The organism is Mycobacterium gordonae, from assembly GCF_017086405.1.
Classification (GTDB): domain Bacteria; phylum Actinomycetota; class Actinomycetes; order Mycobacteriales; family Mycobacteriaceae; genus Mycobacterium; species Mycobacterium gordonae_D.
In genome coordinates this window covers 5735364-5751337 of sequence record NZ_CP070973.1, presented here as the reverse complement: position 1 = coordinate 5751337, position 15974 = coordinate 5735364, and the positions used below count along the sequence as shown (strand labels likewise).

Here is a 15974-nt window from a genome sequence, read left to right as displayed (position 1 = left end):
GCCGCATCGGTCGTGCGCGACGATCGGAGCGAAATGCCGGAAGTGATTGGCCTGGGCCAACTCCGGAGTGACGCCTGCACCTACCTCGAGCGGGTCGCCGCCGGCGAGACGCTCGACGTTGTCCGGCGCGGCAAATTGGTGGCACAGATTGTGCCGGTTGGTGATTGGCGGGCGGCGCCGTTACCGGCCCGGTCGGTCAAGACCGAGGACCCGGGTTGGGTCGGCCTGGATGAACTGCGGACGCGCGCTGGGCGGTGCTTCGACCGGGTTGCGGCAGGGGAGACGTTGTACGTGGTCCGCGCCGGCCGGATCTTGGCACGGATAGTGGGGACCGGCGCTGCGGCCACCAGCGCGGCGGACGCCGGTCAGCGCGTCGAACTCGACGAACTGCGCAACCGCGCGGGCCGCTACATCGATCGGGTCGCGGCTGGGCAGACCATCGAGGTCAGTCGGGGCGGCAAGGTCGTCGCGCGGATCGTGTCGGTCGCGTAACCGGCTTCCTCGCGCCCAGAGGTTTAATCTCGCTCCACCACGGGTAACGGTGATCGCATCGAAAAGGTGAACGCCAGCTCGTAACGTACGCGGTCGGTGACATGAGGCGATCAATATTCGTGCGAGATTTGGGGGAACTGATGCAGATGAAGCGTGTCACCCGAGCCACCTGCTCGGCCCTGGCGGTTGCCGCACTGTCCGGACTGGCCGCGCCGCCGGCTTCCGCCGACTCGAGCACCGTGCTCTTCGAGGCGTTGGGGACGGGCACCGCCACGACGATCGACACGGACCCGGCGATCGATCGCGTGTACAACGCGCCATTGCCCTGGAGCCGGACGATCCAGGCCGGTCCTGATGTCGCCCTGTTCCAGGTGGTGGTCGTCGGGTCGGGCACGACCAGCCCCGGCTGCCGCATCACCGTCGGCGGCCATGTGGTTGCCGAGCAGCCGGTCGGTGGTTCGGCGCACTGCATCTACTCGCGCTGACCCGGGCGGGCCCGTCGTCCAAAGTCCGGTCGCGGCAGCGGTCTTCGGTGCCGTGAAGATTGACTATGTCAAGTAATGTAGGGGCGTGACGACCGCATCGAAACGCGACACGCTCGATTCGATCAGTGCGACGATGTCGCGGATCATGCGCCTCAGTGGCAGTCGGTCGATGTTCAAGCGTCAGGCGGCGGCCGCCGCGGTGGAGCTATCGCAGCCGTCGTACATGTTGCTGCGCGTGCTGACCGACGAGGGCCCTATGCCGATGGGTCAGCTGGCCCGCCTGGCGCACATGGATCTGGGCATGGCCGCACGCCGGGTGCAGAGCCTGCAGGACGACGGGATGGTCCTGCGACAGTCCGATTCCGGGGATGCCCGCAAGACCTTGGTCGACGCCACCGCCGCGGGTAAACGGGCCGCGGCCGCCCTGCAGGACGTGCGACGTGACCACCTGCAACGGGCGCTGGCGCAGTGGTCGTCCGCCGATCTGCGCCAGTTCGACCGACTGCTGGAGCGTTTTCTCACCGACACCACGGTGACCTCATTCGACTGACCGCGGACCCCGGCGCATTTCCCGGATGCAGCGGGCCAGCGGTTCGTCATCCGTGCCGGCGGGCGGTGGCAGCACCAGGCCGTCGGCGATGTCACCGTATCTGCCCCAAAGCAATTGGGGGAGCTCGTCATACCGGCCCCGGACCACGAGCGCGTCCAGGACCGTGTCGTCCAGTACGGCGGACAACTCATCCCAGCGTTGGTCACGGGTCAGGGTGCGCAACCGATCCGGCAACGACGTCCAGCCGCGCCTCTTCAGCGCCCCGGCATACGCCGGCGTCGACAGCAGGAAAGCCAACATGCGACGTTGCCGTTCCCACTGCGCCGCCACCTCGTCATCGGTGCGGCCGGTGGCGATGGCGGTGGATACGACGAGTTGTGGCGCTTCGCCCCGGCCGGCCGCAGCGGCACCCCGCTGCAACCCCGGCTTGACGACATCGCGCAGGTATTCCGGATCGGAATTGGTGGAATGCGTGACTACGCCGTGCGCCACCCGGCCGGCCAGCTCGCACATGCCGGCGTTGACCGCGCCCAGCCAGATCGGAGGTGGCGTGATGTCGCAGGGGCCCGGGTTGAAGTAGGGCTGCAGGCGGGTCAACCGGTAGCTGTCCCCGGTGTAGTCGATCGGGCCGCCGCTGCCGAAGGCGGCGAACAACGCCTGCAACGCCTCGACGTACTCCCGCATCCGCGCTTGCGGCTCTGACCACGGCATACCGAACCGGTCTTCGATGTTCTGTCTGATCTGGCTGCCGAGCCCCAATTCGAATCGCCCACCCGAGAGCAGCGCCAGATCCCATGCGGCATAGGCGGTCAGCGTGGGACTGCGGACGAACGCCAGCGTGACCGCGGTGCGGATTCTCAGCCGGGTGGTGTGCTCGGCGGCCAGCGCCGCGACGGTCAGTGAGTCGTGGATCGTCTCGGCGATGTGGACGCCGTCGAAACCCAGCCGTTCCACCCGGCGGACGTACGCGCCGACCTCGGACAGCGGCAGCTCGGGAGTCATCGCGGCAAGCACCTGCATGGCAGCACCCTAACCCAGGACTGTTCGAGAGGTATTTGACATAGTCAAATACTTCGGCCTACGCTCCCGACTAAAGACGATGTGGGTGAGGGAATCTCATGAGCGGGTCGCGTTTCTACTTCGACTGGTCCAACTTCGCCACCATGTTGCGGTTGCTGCGCGACGATCCCGCGACGCCGCGTAAGCGGTATCTGACATTCCTGGTGGCCATACCGATGGTCGCGGCGTTTCACGCGATCTGCTTCGCGCTCGACCCGCTGCTCTTTCCGTCGCTGCGGCGCACCGAAGTTCGCGCACCCACGTTCAGCGTGGGTCACGCTCGCAGTGGCACCACCTACCTGCACCGGCTGATGGCCGCCGACCCGCAATTCAGTTATGCCTTGATGTACGAGCTGTTCTTCCCGTCGCTGCTGCAGAAGCGCTTGCTGCGCCTGCTGCTGCGCGTCGATGCCAGGTTCGGCCGACCGTTGCGACGGCGCCTGGACGCCGTCGAAGAGAAGATGTTCGCCCAGACCGACGACATGCACAAGACCGGCTTCTTCGTTCCCGAGGAGGACGACTTCTTGTTGACCTGGTCGCTGAGTTCAGGGTTCTGGATCGTGATGTTTCCCTACATGGGCGAGCTGGACTTCTACCACGTGGACCGGTGGCCCGCGCGCAAGCGGCGTCGATTGATGACGTTCTACCGCGAATGCGTGCGCCGCCAACTGGCGCTCAACGGTGGCGCTGTGCACCTGAGCAAGAACCCCACCTTCTGCGGCCGGGTGGAGGCCTTGATCGAGACCTTCCCCGACGCGAGATTCATTGTGCCGATGCGCAATCCGTACGAGACGATTCCCAGCCTGCTGAAGATGATGCAAACCGAGTGGCGATTACGCGGCCGCGACGAGCGGCTGATCGAGCACTCCCTGCGGGTACTCGCCGGCCAGTCGATCCACTCCTACACCCACCCGCTGGAGGTGCTGGCCAGACATCCGGAGGTGCGTTCGGCCGTGGTGGACTACCGCGAGTTGGTGGCGGATCCCGCGGCCACGATGCGGCGGGTGTATGACGAACTGGGACTGCACCTCGGGTCGAGGGCGGCAGCCGAGTTCGAGGCGGCCGGCCGCCGCCACGGCCACGAGACGGCGCACCGTTACAGTCTCGCCGAGTTCGGTCTGGGCCCGGACGCCATCAGGGCACCGCTCGCGCCGATGTTCGACGAATTCGGCTGGGAAGTCGAGGAAAAGGGCAGGACACATGTCAGTTGACCAGACTCGGGCGGAGCTGCGCGCGGCCTGGATGGACATGATCGACACGCTCAACCGGGCTCGTGACTACGTCGATTCGCCGGCATTGCACGCGCCGCCGCCGACCGAGCAGGGGCTGGCCGAGGGCCACCGTTACCTACTCGGTTTTCTGTTCAGCTCGATCGAGCGAGCCTGCTTGGAGGATCCGGAGTTCCCCTACTTCCGGCGCGCCATCCAACCGCAGGACAAGGCCACTATCGACAACGCCGACGCGCTGTACCTGTCGGCGCGGATCGACGGCACCCAGAGCTACCGGATCACCGGACGCTTCGCCGACCACCGGCACTGGAATGGTGCCGCGCGGGCGAGGGGGCCGGTGGCGCCGCAGTACGTCGTCTTCGAAGCGCACACCGTCTACGCCGGCGACACCGGCAGCCTGATGGAGCTGGCGCCCGGCGGACGGGCGGTGACCGGCCTGCTGGACAGTACCGACCTTGCCGTGGATCCAGACGGGCGGTTCGAAATCCTCTGCGCGCCAGAGCGTCCCGCCGATTATGCCGGCAACTTCATAGCCACCGCCAAGGACGGCGGGCACACCGCCGCTTATCTGATCGTGCGGGTGCTGTTCGGTGATTGGGCCAACGAGGTGTCACCCGAGTTGCGTATCGTGCGGATCGGACGGCGGGGGCGGCACCCGTCGCCCGTCGACCCCGACAGCACGGCCGCCGCGGTCCGGCGCGTCGGCGAACTCGTCGAGCACCAGATGCGGTTCTGGAACGAGTTCTACGACATCGTCCTGGAATCCAACGGCGACAAGAACGGCGACGGTGTCACCTTCATGCCGCACAACGCGCTCAACGAGCCGGCGGCGGCCAATCTGGCCTCGGGCGGCGGCCAGAGCACCAACGTCTACTCCGGCGGCGTCTTCGAACTCGACGCCGACCAGGCGCTGGTGGTGGAGGTCAGCGTTCCGGTCGAACCGGCCTATCTCGGCTTCCACCTGTCCAACGTCTGGGGGGAGTCGCTGGACTACGGCAATCATGTCAGCAGCCTCAACGGCTTCCAGACGGTGATGGACCCCGATGGAGTGCGGCGCTACGTCATCGCACACCGCGATCCGGGTGTGCCGAACTGGCTGGACACCGTAGGCCACCGCACCGGGTTTCTCGCCGTGCGCTGGACCTATCCGAAGCCGCCGGAGCGGATGCCGGCCACGGCCGTGCGCAAGGTTTCGCTCTGCGAGGTGCGGGACCTGTTGCCGCCCGGCACCGCCGCGGTGAGCCCCGAGCAGCGCGCGGAGCAAATCGAGAGCAGGCAGCAGCACGTAGCCCGCCGCTACCGGCAGTACTGAATACGCAAAACGGTAGGGCCAGGATGCGAAAAACCTGCTGTGATGGACGGGTAGCTGAACCCACGCGACTCGGGACGTCCTCATGTACAACTACCCGCCTCCGGGATACCCGCCCCCGCCCTACGGATCCCCGGCGCCGGTCCCACGAAGACTGTTGTGGCCATGGGTGCTCGGCGGCGTTGCCCTGCTTGTCGTCGTGATGCTGGGGGTCGTGGTCGTAGTGCTGATGAAGCCGTCGAGCGAGGACAAGCGCCGGGCTGTCACCATGACATACCAGGTCCAGGGCACGGCCAAGACGGCGCGCGTGTCGTATACCGGACCCACTGACAGCGACGAAAACCACGAAGTTTCGCTGCCCTGGTCGATCGAGGTGGTCGTCGGGAAAACTGTCGTGATGGCGGGGGTGACGGTGACGACTCTTGAATCGGGGGCCACCGTCGAGTGTCGGGTGCTGGCCAACGGCAAGCAGGTGGCGCACAACGGCCCGTCGCCGATGATCGCCGGATGCCTGGGTGAGACCGGAAATCCGTGGCCGACACCGACCAGAAGCAGGTACCGCAACTGATCCGGTGCGCATCACTCCGGCAGCCCGGCCATAGACTGACCCGTTGTGGGCATGCTTTTTGGCTTTGCGCCGTGGATCGTCTACTGGGTCCTGGTCGGTAACGTCCCGTTTGCCACGGCCGTATCGATCGCGCTGCTGATGGCCGTTGCAGTCTTCGCCGTCGGGCGCACCACTGGAAAACCCGGACACACGCTTGAAATCGGGGCTGTCGCAACGTTTGTGGTGCTGGCCGTGCTGACCTTTGTGTTCAGCGACGAGTTCATGTCGCGCTGGATCCAACCGCTGAGCAATCTGGGGATTTTCCTGGTGGCGCTGGTCGGCGTGCTGGTCGGCAAACCGTTCGTGCGTGAGTTCGCCGCCGCCGAGCAACCCCCCGACGTCGTCAAGACCGACCTGTTCGCACGGGTCACCACGACACTGACCTGGGTCTGGGTCGCCGCCTTCGCCGGGATGACCATCTCGTCGACCATCCCCGCGATCGTGGAGAGTGACGCCACGATCCTGGACACCAAGACCCCGCTGTCGTTCATCTGCTACTGGGTCATCCCGTTCTCGCTGCTCGGCGCGGCCGCCCTGGCATCGCGCTTCCTGCCGGAGAAAATGCTGGCCGGCATCGACGACGCCGCGCGGGAGACCTCTTTCGTGGCCTACGACGAGGCCACCATCGACGAGCTGTACTACCTGGCTCAGGAACACGCCAACCGGGAAGTCGGACCGGGCAAGGAGGCCTACAACGTGAAGGTGGGCGGCATGGGCACCCCACTGACCGGCGACGAGTCACGAAAATCGTGGCCGTCGACCTACAAGGTGAGAGACAAGAAGCATTAGCGGCGCGCGGCCGGCGTACACCGGGTTGTCAACTTGGCTTGCTAAGTAATGCGGATGGCATACACAACGAAAACCGTCGCCTTGTTCGCCACGCTGCTGGTCACCGTCGCGGGCTGCGCATCCAGTGCCAAGCCGTCGCTGCCGGCGGCCACGGGCAAGGCCGAGTTCAGCGCGTCGGCCGGCAAACCGCTCACCATCACCCCGGACCGCATGTTGGCCGCGACCGGCGGTGTCACGCCTGTGGCGTTCGGCAAGCCCGCCCACGGCAAGATCGGCTACGGACCCAAAGGGGTGGTGGTCTACACCCCCGACGCCGGTTTCCGCGGCAACGACGAGTTGTCGGTCACCGTCAGTCGCACCGTCAAGCTCTTCACCGAGGACCAACTACCCCTGGCCACCATGGGTGGCGTCGACATTCAGGCCAGCGCGCACGGCTCCGGCATCGCCCCGGTGCCCGGCAGCAGCGACGAGATCTACGGGCTCACCGACCGCGGCCCCAACGTCGAAGGACGCACGCCGAACGAAGTCGTCTTCCCGGTCCCGGAATATCACCCGCACATCGCCAAGCTCAAGCTGGCCGACGGCGTGGCCACGGTGGAACGGACCATCCTGTTGCAGGGACCTGACGGCCACCCGCTGGAAGGCCTGCTCGACCCCCGGGCGAGCGCTGGTGAGACCATGGTCGACCTCAACGGCGTGCCACTGCCGCCTGCGGACTACGGCGTGGATCCCGAGGGACTGGTCGCGACACTGGACGGCAACTTCTGGGTGTCCGACGAGTACGGCCCATCCATCATCCACTTCGACGCGAACGGCAAAGAGCTGGAACGGCTTTCGCCCTACGACGACACCCTGCCGCGAGAGCTCTCGCTGCACGCCCCCAACCAGGGCCTGGAGGGGCTGACGATCACCCCGGACGGCAACACCTTGGTGGCCGTCATGCAGTCGGCGCTGCAGACGCCGGGTTTGCCGGGTCCGGGCAAATCCGTCCCGATCACCCGCATCGTCACCGTCAATCTGGTCAACCGCAATATCATGCACGAATACGTCTACCCGCTGGCCAACCCGCAGGACTCGAAGGTCGGGATCTCGGAGATCACCGCGCTGAGCGCAACCACGTTCCTGGTCGACGAGCGCAACAGCAAGAACCCGCCGAACGGGAACGTGAAGATCTACCTGGCCGACATCGCCGCCGCCACCGACGTGGGGCCGAACTCGACGGTGCCCGACGCCACGTACGACGCCGCCGCCGGCGGATTGCTGGTGAACAAGATGCCGATCGAGACGCTGGTGGGTGTCAGTACCGACGCCGAGGCGCTGGCCAAACTCAAGGCTGCCGGAATCACCGCCGCCACCAAGACACTGCAGCTGGATGTCTCAGCGCTGCTGCGCTCCCTGTCGCCCAACGGCGACTTCTTCGGACACGACAAGATCGAGGGCATCACCACCCGCGACGGCGGGAAGACGCTGATGCTGGCCAACGACAGCGACTTCGGTTTGGCCGGGCTGGCGTCGGACACCCCGCCGTTTCGGCTCAAGCCCAAGGTGCTGCCCAACGGAACCCAGGACAGTGGTGAGATTCTGGTGGTCGACACCGATCGACTGCCCGCCAAGACCGAGAAGATGACAGTGGCCATCAAAGTCGGCTGAGCGCAGCTAACCGGTGGGCCGCAGCAGGAAGATCCGGATTTCGCGAGGCGCACACTTCGTGCGGTAGGTCTCGAAGCCCGCGTAGTAGTCGACGGCGTTGGCCCACGCCGCGGCCCGGGCGTCACCGGTAAGTAGCTCGGCGCGGTACTGCCTTGGCGGGCCGACGAATTCGACCGTGCACTCCGGGTGCTCGAGCAGGTTGGCGCTCCAGGCCGGGTGGGCTGGGCGCCCGTAATTCGACCCGATCGCCAACAAACCACCGTCGGCAGCGAAGAGCGCCAACGGATGCGTGCGCGGCCGTCCGGACTTTGCTCCGGTACTGGTGACCAGCCCGACCTTGTCGATCCCCGCCGAGCTCACGCGGCCGTTGGTGCGGGGGATCACCACTTTGTCGAGCGACGGAGCCACGTGCAACATGAACTGGTAGCCGACCCTGGTCATGGCGAAGCGCTCGAACAGAGCCTCGCCGAGCCGCAACCGTCGCCCGCGCATCGGGCTTTCCCGCCGAAGTGACACGCTTCAGAGCGTATCCGCACGGGTGGCAAGCTGAAACGGTGAATGCCTACAGTTCAGACGCGATCCAGGCGGAGACGATCGGCATCACCGGTCACGATGGTGACCAGATCGAGGCATACCGGGCGATGCCGCTGGCCGCAGGTTCCCGCGGTGCCGTGGTGTGGATCCACCACATGCCCGGATACGAGCGGGAGACAAAGGAATTCGTGCGGCGCCTGGCGGTCGCCGGCTACCACATGGTGGCGCCCAACCTGTACTCCCGAGAAGCACCCGGCGCCGCACCCGACGACGCTGCGGCGGCCGTCCGCGCGGCCGGCGGTGTGCCCGATGAACGGTTGGTGGGCGATGTCGCCGGGGCCGTCGAGCAGCTGCGGTCGTTGCCCGGCGCCAACGGAAAGTTCGGCGTGATCGGACACTGCTCCGGCGGACGGAACGCCTACCTCGCGGCCTGCTCGTTGCCTTCGATGCCGCGGTGGACGGCTGGCGCCGCATCGACGCGTTCTTCGCCACTCACTTGAAAGGCTAGCCATGTGTACGTATCTCACCGAACACGTTCAGATCGACGGCAGCGGCAAGGGTGCGACGGCATGGTTCGGGGCCAGCCGCGCGACGGTGTACGTCGACAATCCCGTGCATGCGCAGTACGGCCACACCGTCAACATCGACGTCATCAATCCAGAGCTGGGGCCGTCCGCCCGGGTCGCGTTGGAACTGACCGAGGAGAGCGCCCTGGCACTGGCTGACGCAATCCGCCGGGCCAATCACCATGCGCCCGCGGGCTTGGCGTCCAAGAACCAGTAGGAGTACCCGTGAGCACCGAACATGACTTCCCCCAAATGGCCGCGGCGCGAGGACGAATCGAGCCCGCGCCGCGCCGGGTACGCGGCTACCTCGGTGCCGAGCTGGTGTTCGACACCACCGCGGCGCGCTATGTGTGGGAATTCCCTTACTACCCGGCGTACTACATCCCGCTGACCGACGTGCGCACCGAGTTTCTCAGCGACGAGAATCATCCGCAGCGGGTTCAGCTGGGACCGTCGCGGCTGTACTCCCTGGTGGGCGCCGGGCAGACGCACTCGTCCGCCGCGCGGGTCTTCGACGCCGAAAGTGACAGCCCCGTGGCGGGTCTGGTGCGATTCGACTGGGATCCGCTGCGCTGGCTGGAAGAGGACGAGCAGATCTACGGTCACCCGCGCAATCCGTACGCACGTGTCGATGCCCTGCGCTCGCACCGGCACGTCCGGGTGGAACTGGACGGCGTCGTGCTCGCCGACACCCGATCGCCGGTGCTGCTTTTCGAAACCGGTTTACCCACAAGGTATTACATCGACCCCAGCGATGTCGCAGTCGAGCACCTGGAACCGACGTCCACGCAGACGCTGTGCCCCTACAAAGGGGTGACTTCGGGTTACTGGTCGGTGCGGGTGGGCCAGACCGTGCACCCGGATCTGGCCTGGACATACCATTACCCGCTTCCCGCCGTCGCCCCGATTGCCGGGTTGGTGGCCTTCTACAACGAGAAGCTCGACATCGTCGTCGACGGCGCGGCGCTGGCGCGGCCGCGCACGCAGTTCAGCTAAGACCGACCAGGCCAGGCGCGATCACGGAGCAGTCGTAGGCCGTTGAGGCCCACGAGCACCGTCGACCCTTCGTGGCCGGCCACCCCCAGCGGTAGCGGGAGATGGCCGACCAGGTCCCAGGTGACCAGGACGACGACGAAGGTCGTGGCGATCAGCAGGTTGGCGGCGACCACGCGGCGAGCCCGGCGGGCCAGCGCGACGACGGCCGGCAGCGCCGCCAGGTCGTCGCGGGTTATCACCGCGTCGGCGGTTTCCAGCGCGAGGTCGGACCCGGAGCGGCCCATAGCGACCGCAACGTGCGCGGCGGCCATTGCGGGGGCGTCGTTGACACCGTCGCCGACGAACAAGACCCTGGATCCGTCGGATTCCAAGCCGCGCACGACGCCGACTTTGCCCTCGGGCAGCAGGTTGGCACGGACATCGGTGATCCCCACCTCGCCGGCGAGCCGTCCGGCGGCCTGCGGGTTGTCTCCGGTGACCAGTAACGGCGTTGTGCCGATAAGGGATTCGAGGTTGGCGACGGCACTGGTAGCCTCGTCACGCCGGTGATCGGTCAGCCCCAGCACCCCGGCCCGGGCGCCGTCGACGACCACGATCACCGCGGTGTGGCCGGACTGCTCGAACTGCCCGACCGTCTCGTCGCGGTACTCGCCGAGCAGCGCCGGACTGCCCACCTCGACCGTATGGTCACCGATCCGCGCACGGACGCCGCGTCCCGGCGTGGACGCAAACTCTACGGCCGGCTGTATTGCGACGCCCGCGTCGCGGGCAGCGGCGACGATGGCACGGGCCAACGGGTGTTCCGAGGGGTTCTCTGCGGACGCGGCCAGCGACAGCAGTGTCGTGTCGGCGAAGCCGTTGTCCGAGTGGATTCGGGTGAGCCGTGGGGCCCCCGCGGTCAGGGTGCCGGTCTTGTCGAACGCGACGTGGGTGACACCGGCGAGTTTTTCCAGGACCACGGCCGACTTCACCAGCACGCCGTGGCGGCCGGCATTGGCGATCGCCGCCAACAGTGGCGGCATCGTGGACAGCACCAGGGCACAGGGGGAGGCCACGATCATGAACGTCATCGCGCGCAGCAGCGACGATCGCAGATCGCCGCCGGCCAACACGGGGACGACCAGCAGGGCGACGGTCGCGGCCACCATGATCACCGAATAGCGTTGCTCGACCTTTTCGATGAACAGCTGCGTGCGGGCCTTGCTCGCGCTGGCCTCGGTGACCATCGCGGCGATGCGGCTGATGACCGTGTCGGCGCTGGGGCGAACCACTCGGACGCGCAGCGTGCCGGTGCCGTTGACGGTGCCGGCGAAGACCTCGTCACCGGCCGCCTTGGCGACCGGCAGGGGTTCCCCGGTGATGCTGGCCTGATCGACCTCGCTGGCCCCGTCGAGCACCACGCCGTCGCCGCCGATGCGCTCACCGGGCCGGATCAGCAACACGTCGCCGACCGCCAGTAGCGCAGTGTCCACCACTTCCTCGTCGTCGAGACCGCGGACCCGGACGGCGGTTTCGGGGGTCAGCCCGAGCAGTCCGCGCACCGAGTCTTCGGTGCGTCGGGTCGCGACCGCCTCTAGCGCCCCGGAGGTCGCGAAGATGACGATCAGCAGCGCGCCGTCGAAGACCTGGCCGATCGCGGCCGCTCCGACCGCGGCCATGACCATCAGCAGATCGACGTCCAGGATCGTGCTCCGCAACGCCTGCAGGCCGGCGAGGCCCGGCTGCCACCCGCCGGCGGCGTAGCAGGCCAGATACAGCCCCCAGGACAGCCAACCGGGAACACCAGCGAGCTGGCCGATCAGCCCCAGCGTGAAGAGCGTGGTCGCCACCAGCGCCCACCGGACTTCGGGGAGCTCGCGATACGTCGCCGGCGCCCCGGGGGCCGGCGCTCCGGAGGCTTGGCGGACAGCGGTTGCGGGCACGTCCACACTATAGCTGCGTATGTGTGAATATATGCAAGTGCGATTACAGATGGATGCGTGATTGCACAGGTCAGCGGTATGCTCGGGGTCGTGCACACGTCAATCGCTGGCTTCTCCATGCCTTCTGAGGAGCAGGTGTCGCGTGCCGCGGAAACCTTCCGCATGCTCAGCGATCCCACGCGAGTGAAGGTCCTGTGGGCGCTGCTACAAGGTGAGACGTCGGTGGCCTGTTTGGCCGAACTCGCCCAGGTGGCTCCCACGGTCGTCAGCCAGCACCTGGCGAAATTGCGGCTTGCCGGGCTGGTGAAAACGCGCCGCGAAGGAACCTTCGTCTACTACTCGCCGGCCGATCAGGACATTCTGCGCGTGCTCAGGCAGGCCCTGGGTGGCGCAGAGGCCACCCAGTCGATCACCTAGCGGAGTGTCGAATTCGCGGCGACACGCGGTGGCAGCGGGTGTGATATTTGCCTCGTTGTGGGGCTGATAATAAGAATTTCTTACCCAGGTGGTTCGCCGAACGGACAAGAATCGTTAACCACTGTATCGTAACTGCAGCTCAACAGCGTGGGTTGGTTTGCTAGAGCATGCTTGCCGAGCCATTCGTGTCGACCTTCCTGAGCGTATACTGAGGCGTTCGCGTGATGTAGGTAACAGCCGCGAAATTGAATTCTAATTAAGTGCAATTCGGCCGCTAGAATGGCCGTTAAACATGTCGAAGCAGCCCTTTTGGTGCTGTTATGCGTTTTATCGGATGTCGGCGTCGCACTTAGCCGCGCGATGCTTGGCATCCCATCCGGAGAGTCGACGAACAGAGCAAAGGCGGTGCCAGCGTGAGCTTCGAAAGCAAGGCGAACGGCCGGGAGTCAGAGGCCCTCGAGCTCGGTGAATTCGGGGCGAACCCGGTTGCCATCCAGATCCCGCTGCACATGGGGCCCATCGGTGACGTCGCCGTCAGCCCGGACGGCAAGCGATTGCTGGCGACCAACTACGGCAGCGACAGCGTCTCGGTGATCGACATCCAGACCTGCCGGGTGGTGGACACCATCGACGGCCTCGACGAACCGTTCGCGATCGCTGCCGACGACGCCGACCGTGCCTACGTGAGCACCGTTTCCCCGGCGTCCGACGCGATCGAGGTCATCGACCTGGCCACCAACACCGTCGTCGCCTCCCATCGGGTTGCGCTCAGCGTCAGCGACCTGACCGTGAGTGCGGACGGCAAGCGCGTCTATATCAGCCGCAACGGTGCTCGGGCGGCCGATGTCGCCGCCCTGGACATCGCCACCGGCCGGATGCAGATCGTCGACATCGCGACCACCGCCGGCACCACCACGGAATCCTTGCGGGTCAGTCCCGACGGCGGACGGTTGTACGTCGGCGTCAACGGCCCCTCCGGAGGTCAGCTGATCGTCATCGACACCGGCCTGAATCCGCACGAGCCCACCGGACGCGCCCGTTGGCGGCGCAAGGGCGCCAAGAACGCCAAGAACACCCAAGCCTCGGCCAAGGCGACGCCGCAGCTCACCTCCCCGTCGGTGATCGGCACCATCGAGATCGGCCTGGCCATCCGCGATGTCGCCGTCAGCCCCGATGGTGGTCTGGTCTACGTGGCCAGCAGCGGCCCCGAAGCCGCCGTGATCGACGTCGTCGACGCGCGTACCAACAAGATCACCGGCACTCGCAAGATCGCCGAGGTCACCGGCCTGGTCACCCGCCTCACCCTCAGCGGTGACGGTGACCGCGCGTACCTGGTCAGCAATGACAGCGTCACCATGCTGTGCACACTGACCCAGGACGTCGTCGACACCATCGAAGTGGCCGGCCAGCCGTCCTGCGTGGTCGAGAGCCGCGATGGCGAATACCTGTACATCGCCGACTATTCCGGTGCCGTCACCGTGGTGCCGGTCGCGGTGAACGCCGAGACGCGGATGGAGCAGGCGGCACTCGAGAGCAAGCGGTCGGTCGACCTGTTCGTCCCCGACTTGCTGCAGTACGACGCGGCTCTCGTCTGACGCGGATCGCGGGCCGGGTCCCGTCGGCCCGGCGTTCGTTATCCCGTGGCGCGGCGATAGCATTCGGCCACGGGAAACGACAGGCGGTGCTGCGCCGAGACGCGTGAGGCGGTACATCGATGTACAGCACGATGCAGGAATTTCCGCTGACGATCACCGCGATCATGCGGCACGGCTGCGGCGTTCACGGACTGCGCGAGGTCATCACCGCCACCGGTGACGGCTACCGGCGCACCACGTATCGCGAACTGGGAGCACAGGCCGCGCAACTCGCCAACGCATTGCACCGCCTCGGCGTCACCGGTGATCAGCGGGTCGCCACCTTCATGTGGAACAACGCCGAACATCTGGCGACCTACCTGGCGGTTCCCTCGATGGGGGCCGTCCTGCATACCCTCAACATCCGGCTGTTCCCCCACCAGATCGCCTATGTGGCCAATGAAGCCGAGGACCAGGTGGTGCTGGTCGACGTGTCGCTGGCCAAGCTGCTCGGCCCGGTGCTGCCCGAACTCGAGACCGTGCACACCGTGGTCGCGGTCGGCGACGGGGACGTCACGCCGCTACAGGAGTCCGGCAAGACGGTGGTGCGCTACCACGAGCTAATCGAGGGCGAGTCGACCGACTTCGACTGGCCGACGATCGACGAGAATTCCGCGGCCGCCATGTGTTACACCAGCGGCACCACCGGAAACCCAAAAGGCGTTGTCTACAGCCATCGTTCGAGCTTCCTGCACTCGATGGCCGCCTGCACCGTCAACGGCATCGGGGTGGGCTCGAGTGATCGGGTGCTGCCGATCGTGCCGATGTTTCACGCCAACGCCTGGGGGCTGCCGTACGCGGCGTTGATGGCCGGAGCGGATCTGGTGCTGCCCGACCGCCATCTGGACGCCCGTTCGCTGATCGACATGGTGGAGACGCTGTGTCCCACGCGGGCCGGGGCGGTGCCGACCATCTGGAACGACGTCATGCACCACCTGGAAAAGGAACCGGGACACGACATGTCCTCGCTGAAGATGGTCGCCTGCGGGGGCTCGGCCGTTCCGGAATCGCTGATGCGCACCTTCGAGGACAAACACGGCGTCCAGATCCGGCAGTTGTGGGGGATGACGGAGACCTCGCCACTGGCCACCATGGCCTGGCCGCCGCCGGGCACCCCGGACGACCGGCACTGGGCGTTCCGGGTGACCCAGGGGCAGCCGGTGTGCGGCGTGGAGACCCGGATCGTCGACGACGACGGCAAGGTGTTGCCCAACGACGGCAAAGCCGTGGGCGAGGTGGAGGTTCGCGGTCCGTGGATCACCGGCGCGTACTACAAGGGTTACGACGAGTCCAAGTTCGATTCCGGGTGGCTGCGCACCGGTGATGTGGGTCGCATCGACGAACAGGGGTTCGTCACGCTGACCGACCGCGCCAAGGACGTCATCAAGTCCGGCGGCGAATGGATCTCCTCCGTGGAGTTGGAGAATTGCCTGATCGGCCATCCCGACGTGGTCGAGGCCGCCGTCGTCGGCGTGCCCGACGAGCGCTGGGACGAACGGCCGCTGGCCGTCGTCGTCGCCCGGGAGGGGGCCGACGTCAAACCGTCCGAGTTGCGGAAATTTCTGAGCGACAAGGTGGTTCGCTGGTGGTTGCCCGAGCGGTGGGCGTTCACCGACGAGGTGCCGCGCACCAGCGTCGGAAAGTACGACAAGAAGACCATCCGGTCCCGGTACACCGACGGGGACTACGAGGTCGTCGAAGCACACGACTGAGCGACTGGAACGACTGAGCGCGA

17 protein-coding genes are annotated in these 15974 nt (G+C 66.5%); 14 read left to right on the top strand and 3 right to left on the bottom strand.

Features of this window, described 5'->3' with window-relative positions; translation table 11 throughout:
* Positions 1-33 precede the first annotated feature (33 nt).
* The 3 genes from JX552_RS24475 (at position 34) to JX552_RS24465 (ending at position 1527) form a co-directional block, all read left to right on the top strand.
* Positions 34-492 carry a type II toxin-antitoxin system prevent-host-death family antitoxin gene (locus tag JX552_RS24475; RefSeq protein ID WP_205874406.1) on the top strand — a complete coding sequence of 153 codons (459 nt, stop codon included), beginning with the start codon at positions 34-36 and terminating at the stop codon, positions 490-492.
* A gap of 146 nt (positions 493-638) precedes the next feature.
* The gene (locus tag JX552_RS24470; protein ID WP_241010708.1) at positions 639-977 is read left to right on the top strand and encodes an MmpS family transport accessory protein; all 339 of its coding nucleotides are present in this window, start codon (positions 639-641) and stop codon (positions 975-977) included.
* Positions 978-1062: 85 nt separating this feature from the next.
* Positions 1063-1527 (top strand): MarR family winged helix-turn-helix transcriptional regulator, encoded by a 465-nt coding sequence (locus tag JX552_RS24465; RefSeq protein WP_241010707.1) that lies wholly within the window; start codon positions 1063-1065, stop codon positions 1525-1527.
* On the opposite strand, the gene JX552_RS24460 is transcribed toward JX552_RS24465, so the two are convergent.
* A complete protein-coding gene (locus JX552_RS24460; protein WP_205874404.1) occupies positions 1516-2547 on the bottom strand; it encodes a TIGR03617 family F420-dependent LLM class oxidoreductase in 1032 nt (343 codons plus the stop codon). The genes JX552_RS24465 and JX552_RS24460 overlap by 12 nt on opposite strands.
* A gap of 98 nt (positions 2548-2645) precedes the next feature.
* Here JX552_RS24460 and JX552_RS24455 point away from each other — a divergent pair, with 98 nt between their 5' ends.
* The 5 genes from JX552_RS24455 (at position 2646) to JX552_RS24435 (ending at position 8170) form a co-directional block, all read left to right on the top strand.
* Positions 2646-3797 carry a sulfotransferase family protein gene (locus JX552_RS24455; protein WP_205874403.1) on the top strand — a complete coding sequence of 384 codons (1152 nt, stop codon included), beginning with the start codon at positions 2646-2648 and terminating at the stop codon, positions 3795-3797.
* A complete protein-coding gene (locus JX552_RS24450) occupies positions 3787-5127 on the top strand; it encodes a DUF1214 domain-containing protein (protein WP_205874402.1) in 1341 nt (446 codons plus the stop codon). The genes JX552_RS24455 and JX552_RS24450 overlap by 11 nt, the downstream gene beginning before the upstream one ends.
* Positions 5128-5209: 82 nt before the next feature.
* Positions 5210-5692 (top strand): hypothetical protein, encoded by a 483-nt coding sequence (locus JX552_RS24445; RefSeq protein ID WP_205874401.1) that lies wholly within the window; start codon positions 5210-5212, stop codon positions 5690-5692.
* A 45-nt stretch (positions 5693-5737) separates the two neighbouring features.
* Entirely contained in the window at positions 5738-6520 is a 783-nt protein-coding gene (locus tag JX552_RS24440; RefSeq protein ID WP_205874400.1) for a hypothetical protein, read from the top strand.
* 54 nt (positions 6521-6574) lie between these two features.
* Entirely contained in the window at positions 6575-8170 is a 1596-nt protein-coding gene (locus JX552_RS24435) for an esterase-like activity of phytase family protein (protein WP_205874399.1), read from the top strand.
* Between the two features lie 6 nt (positions 8171-8176).
* Here the strand turns inward: JX552_RS24435 and JX552_RS24430 are convergent, their stop codons facing one another.
* Positions 8177-8686: a nitroreductase family deazaflavin-dependent oxidoreductase gene (locus JX552_RS24430; RefSeq protein ID WP_241010706.1), complete on the bottom strand. Its 510-nt coding sequence runs from the start codon at positions 8684-8686 to the stop codon at positions 8177-8179.
* A gap of 38 nt (positions 8687-8724) precedes the next feature.
* Here JX552_RS24430 and JX552_RS24425 point away from each other — a divergent pair, with 38 nt between their 5' ends.
* The 3 genes from JX552_RS24425 to JX552_RS24415 are packed head-to-tail and all read left to right on the top strand — an operon-like array spanning position 8725 to position 10266.
* A complete protein-coding gene (locus JX552_RS24425) occupies positions 8725-9204 on the top strand; it encodes a dienelactone hydrolase family protein (protein ID WP_241010705.1) in 480 nt (159 codons plus the stop codon).
* 10 nt (positions 9205-9214) lie between these two features.
* Positions 9215-9487 carry a DUF6295 family protein gene (locus JX552_RS24420; RefSeq protein ID WP_205874398.1) on the top strand — a complete coding sequence of 91 codons (273 nt, stop codon included), beginning with the start codon at positions 9215-9217 and terminating at the stop codon, positions 9485-9487.
* A 35-nt stretch (positions 9488-9522) separates the two neighbouring features.
* Entirely contained in the window at positions 9523-10266 is a 744-nt protein-coding gene (locus JX552_RS24415; RefSeq protein WP_205878664.1) for a DUF427 domain-containing protein, read from the top strand.
* Here JX552_RS24415 and JX552_RS24410 read toward each other — a convergent pair.
* Complete coding sequence (locus tag JX552_RS24410) at positions 10263-12095, bottom strand: heavy metal translocating P-type ATPase (protein WP_277396100.1); 1833 nt, start codon at positions 12093-12095, stop codon at positions 10263-10265. The genes JX552_RS24415 and JX552_RS24410 overlap by 4 nt on opposite strands.
* A gap of 150 nt (positions 12096-12245) precedes the next feature.
* Between JX552_RS24410 and JX552_RS24405 the strand changes: the two genes are divergently transcribed.
* From JX552_RS24405 to JX552_RS24395, 3 genes are all read left to right on the top strand, one after another.
* Positions 12246-12605: an ArsR/SmtB family transcription factor gene (locus JX552_RS24405; protein WP_241010704.1), complete on the top strand. Its 360-nt coding sequence runs from the start codon at positions 12246-12248 to the stop codon at positions 12603-12605.
* Between the two features lie 413 nt (positions 12606-13018).
* Positions 13019-14200, top strand: coding sequence for a YncE family protein (locus JX552_RS24400; protein WP_241010703.1), 1182 nt, complete (start codon positions 13019-13021; stop codon positions 14198-14200).
* A gap of 119 nt (positions 14201-14319) precedes the next feature.
* Entirely contained in the window at positions 14320-15951 is a 1632-nt protein-coding gene (locus JX552_RS24395; protein ID WP_205874396.1) for a long-chain fatty acid--CoA ligase, read from the top strand.
* The last annotated feature ends 23 nt before the right edge of the window (positions 15952-15974 follow it).

Bases quoted from the DNA above. Each gene is read 5' to 3' on its own strand.
- JX552_RS24435 (WP_205874399.1), top strand. From the start codon at position 6,575: ATGGCATACACAACGAAAACCGTCGCCTTGTTCGCCACGCTGCTGGTC.
- JX552_RS24445 (WP_205874401.1), top strand. From the start codon at position 5,210: ATGTACAACTACCCGCCTCCGGGATACCCGCCCCCGCCCTACGGATCC.
- JX552_RS24460 (WP_205874404.1), bottom strand. From the start codon at position 2,547: ATGCAGGTGCTTGCCGCGATGACTCCCGAGCTGCCGCTGTCCGAGGTC.
- JX552_RS24420 (WP_205874398.1), top strand. From the start codon at position 9,215: ATGTGTACGTATCTCACCGAACACGTTCAGATCGACGGCAGCGGCAAG.
- JX552_RS24475 (WP_205874406.1), top strand. From the start codon at position 34: ATGCCGGAAGTGATTGGCCTGGGCCAACTCCGGAGTGACGCCTGCACC.
- JX552_RS24450 (WP_205874402.1), top strand. From the start codon at position 3,787: ATGTCAGTTGACCAGACTCGGGCGGAGCTGCGCGCGGCCTGGATGGAC.
- JX552_RS24395 (WP_205874396.1), top strand. From the start codon at position 14,320: ATGTACAGCACGATGCAGGAATTTCCGCTGACGATCACCGCGATCATG.
- JX552_RS24415 (WP_205878664.1), top strand. From the start codon at position 9,523: ATGGCCGCGGCGCGAGGACGAATCGAGCCCGCGCCGCGCCGGGTACGC.
- JX552_RS24470 (WP_241010708.1), top strand. From the start codon at position 639: ATGAAGCGTGTCACCCGAGCCACCTGCTCGGCCCTGGCGGTTGCCGCA.
- JX552_RS24455 (WP_205874403.1), top strand. From the start codon at position 2,646: ATGAGCGGGTCGCGTTTCTACTTCGACTGGTCCAACTTCGCCACCATG.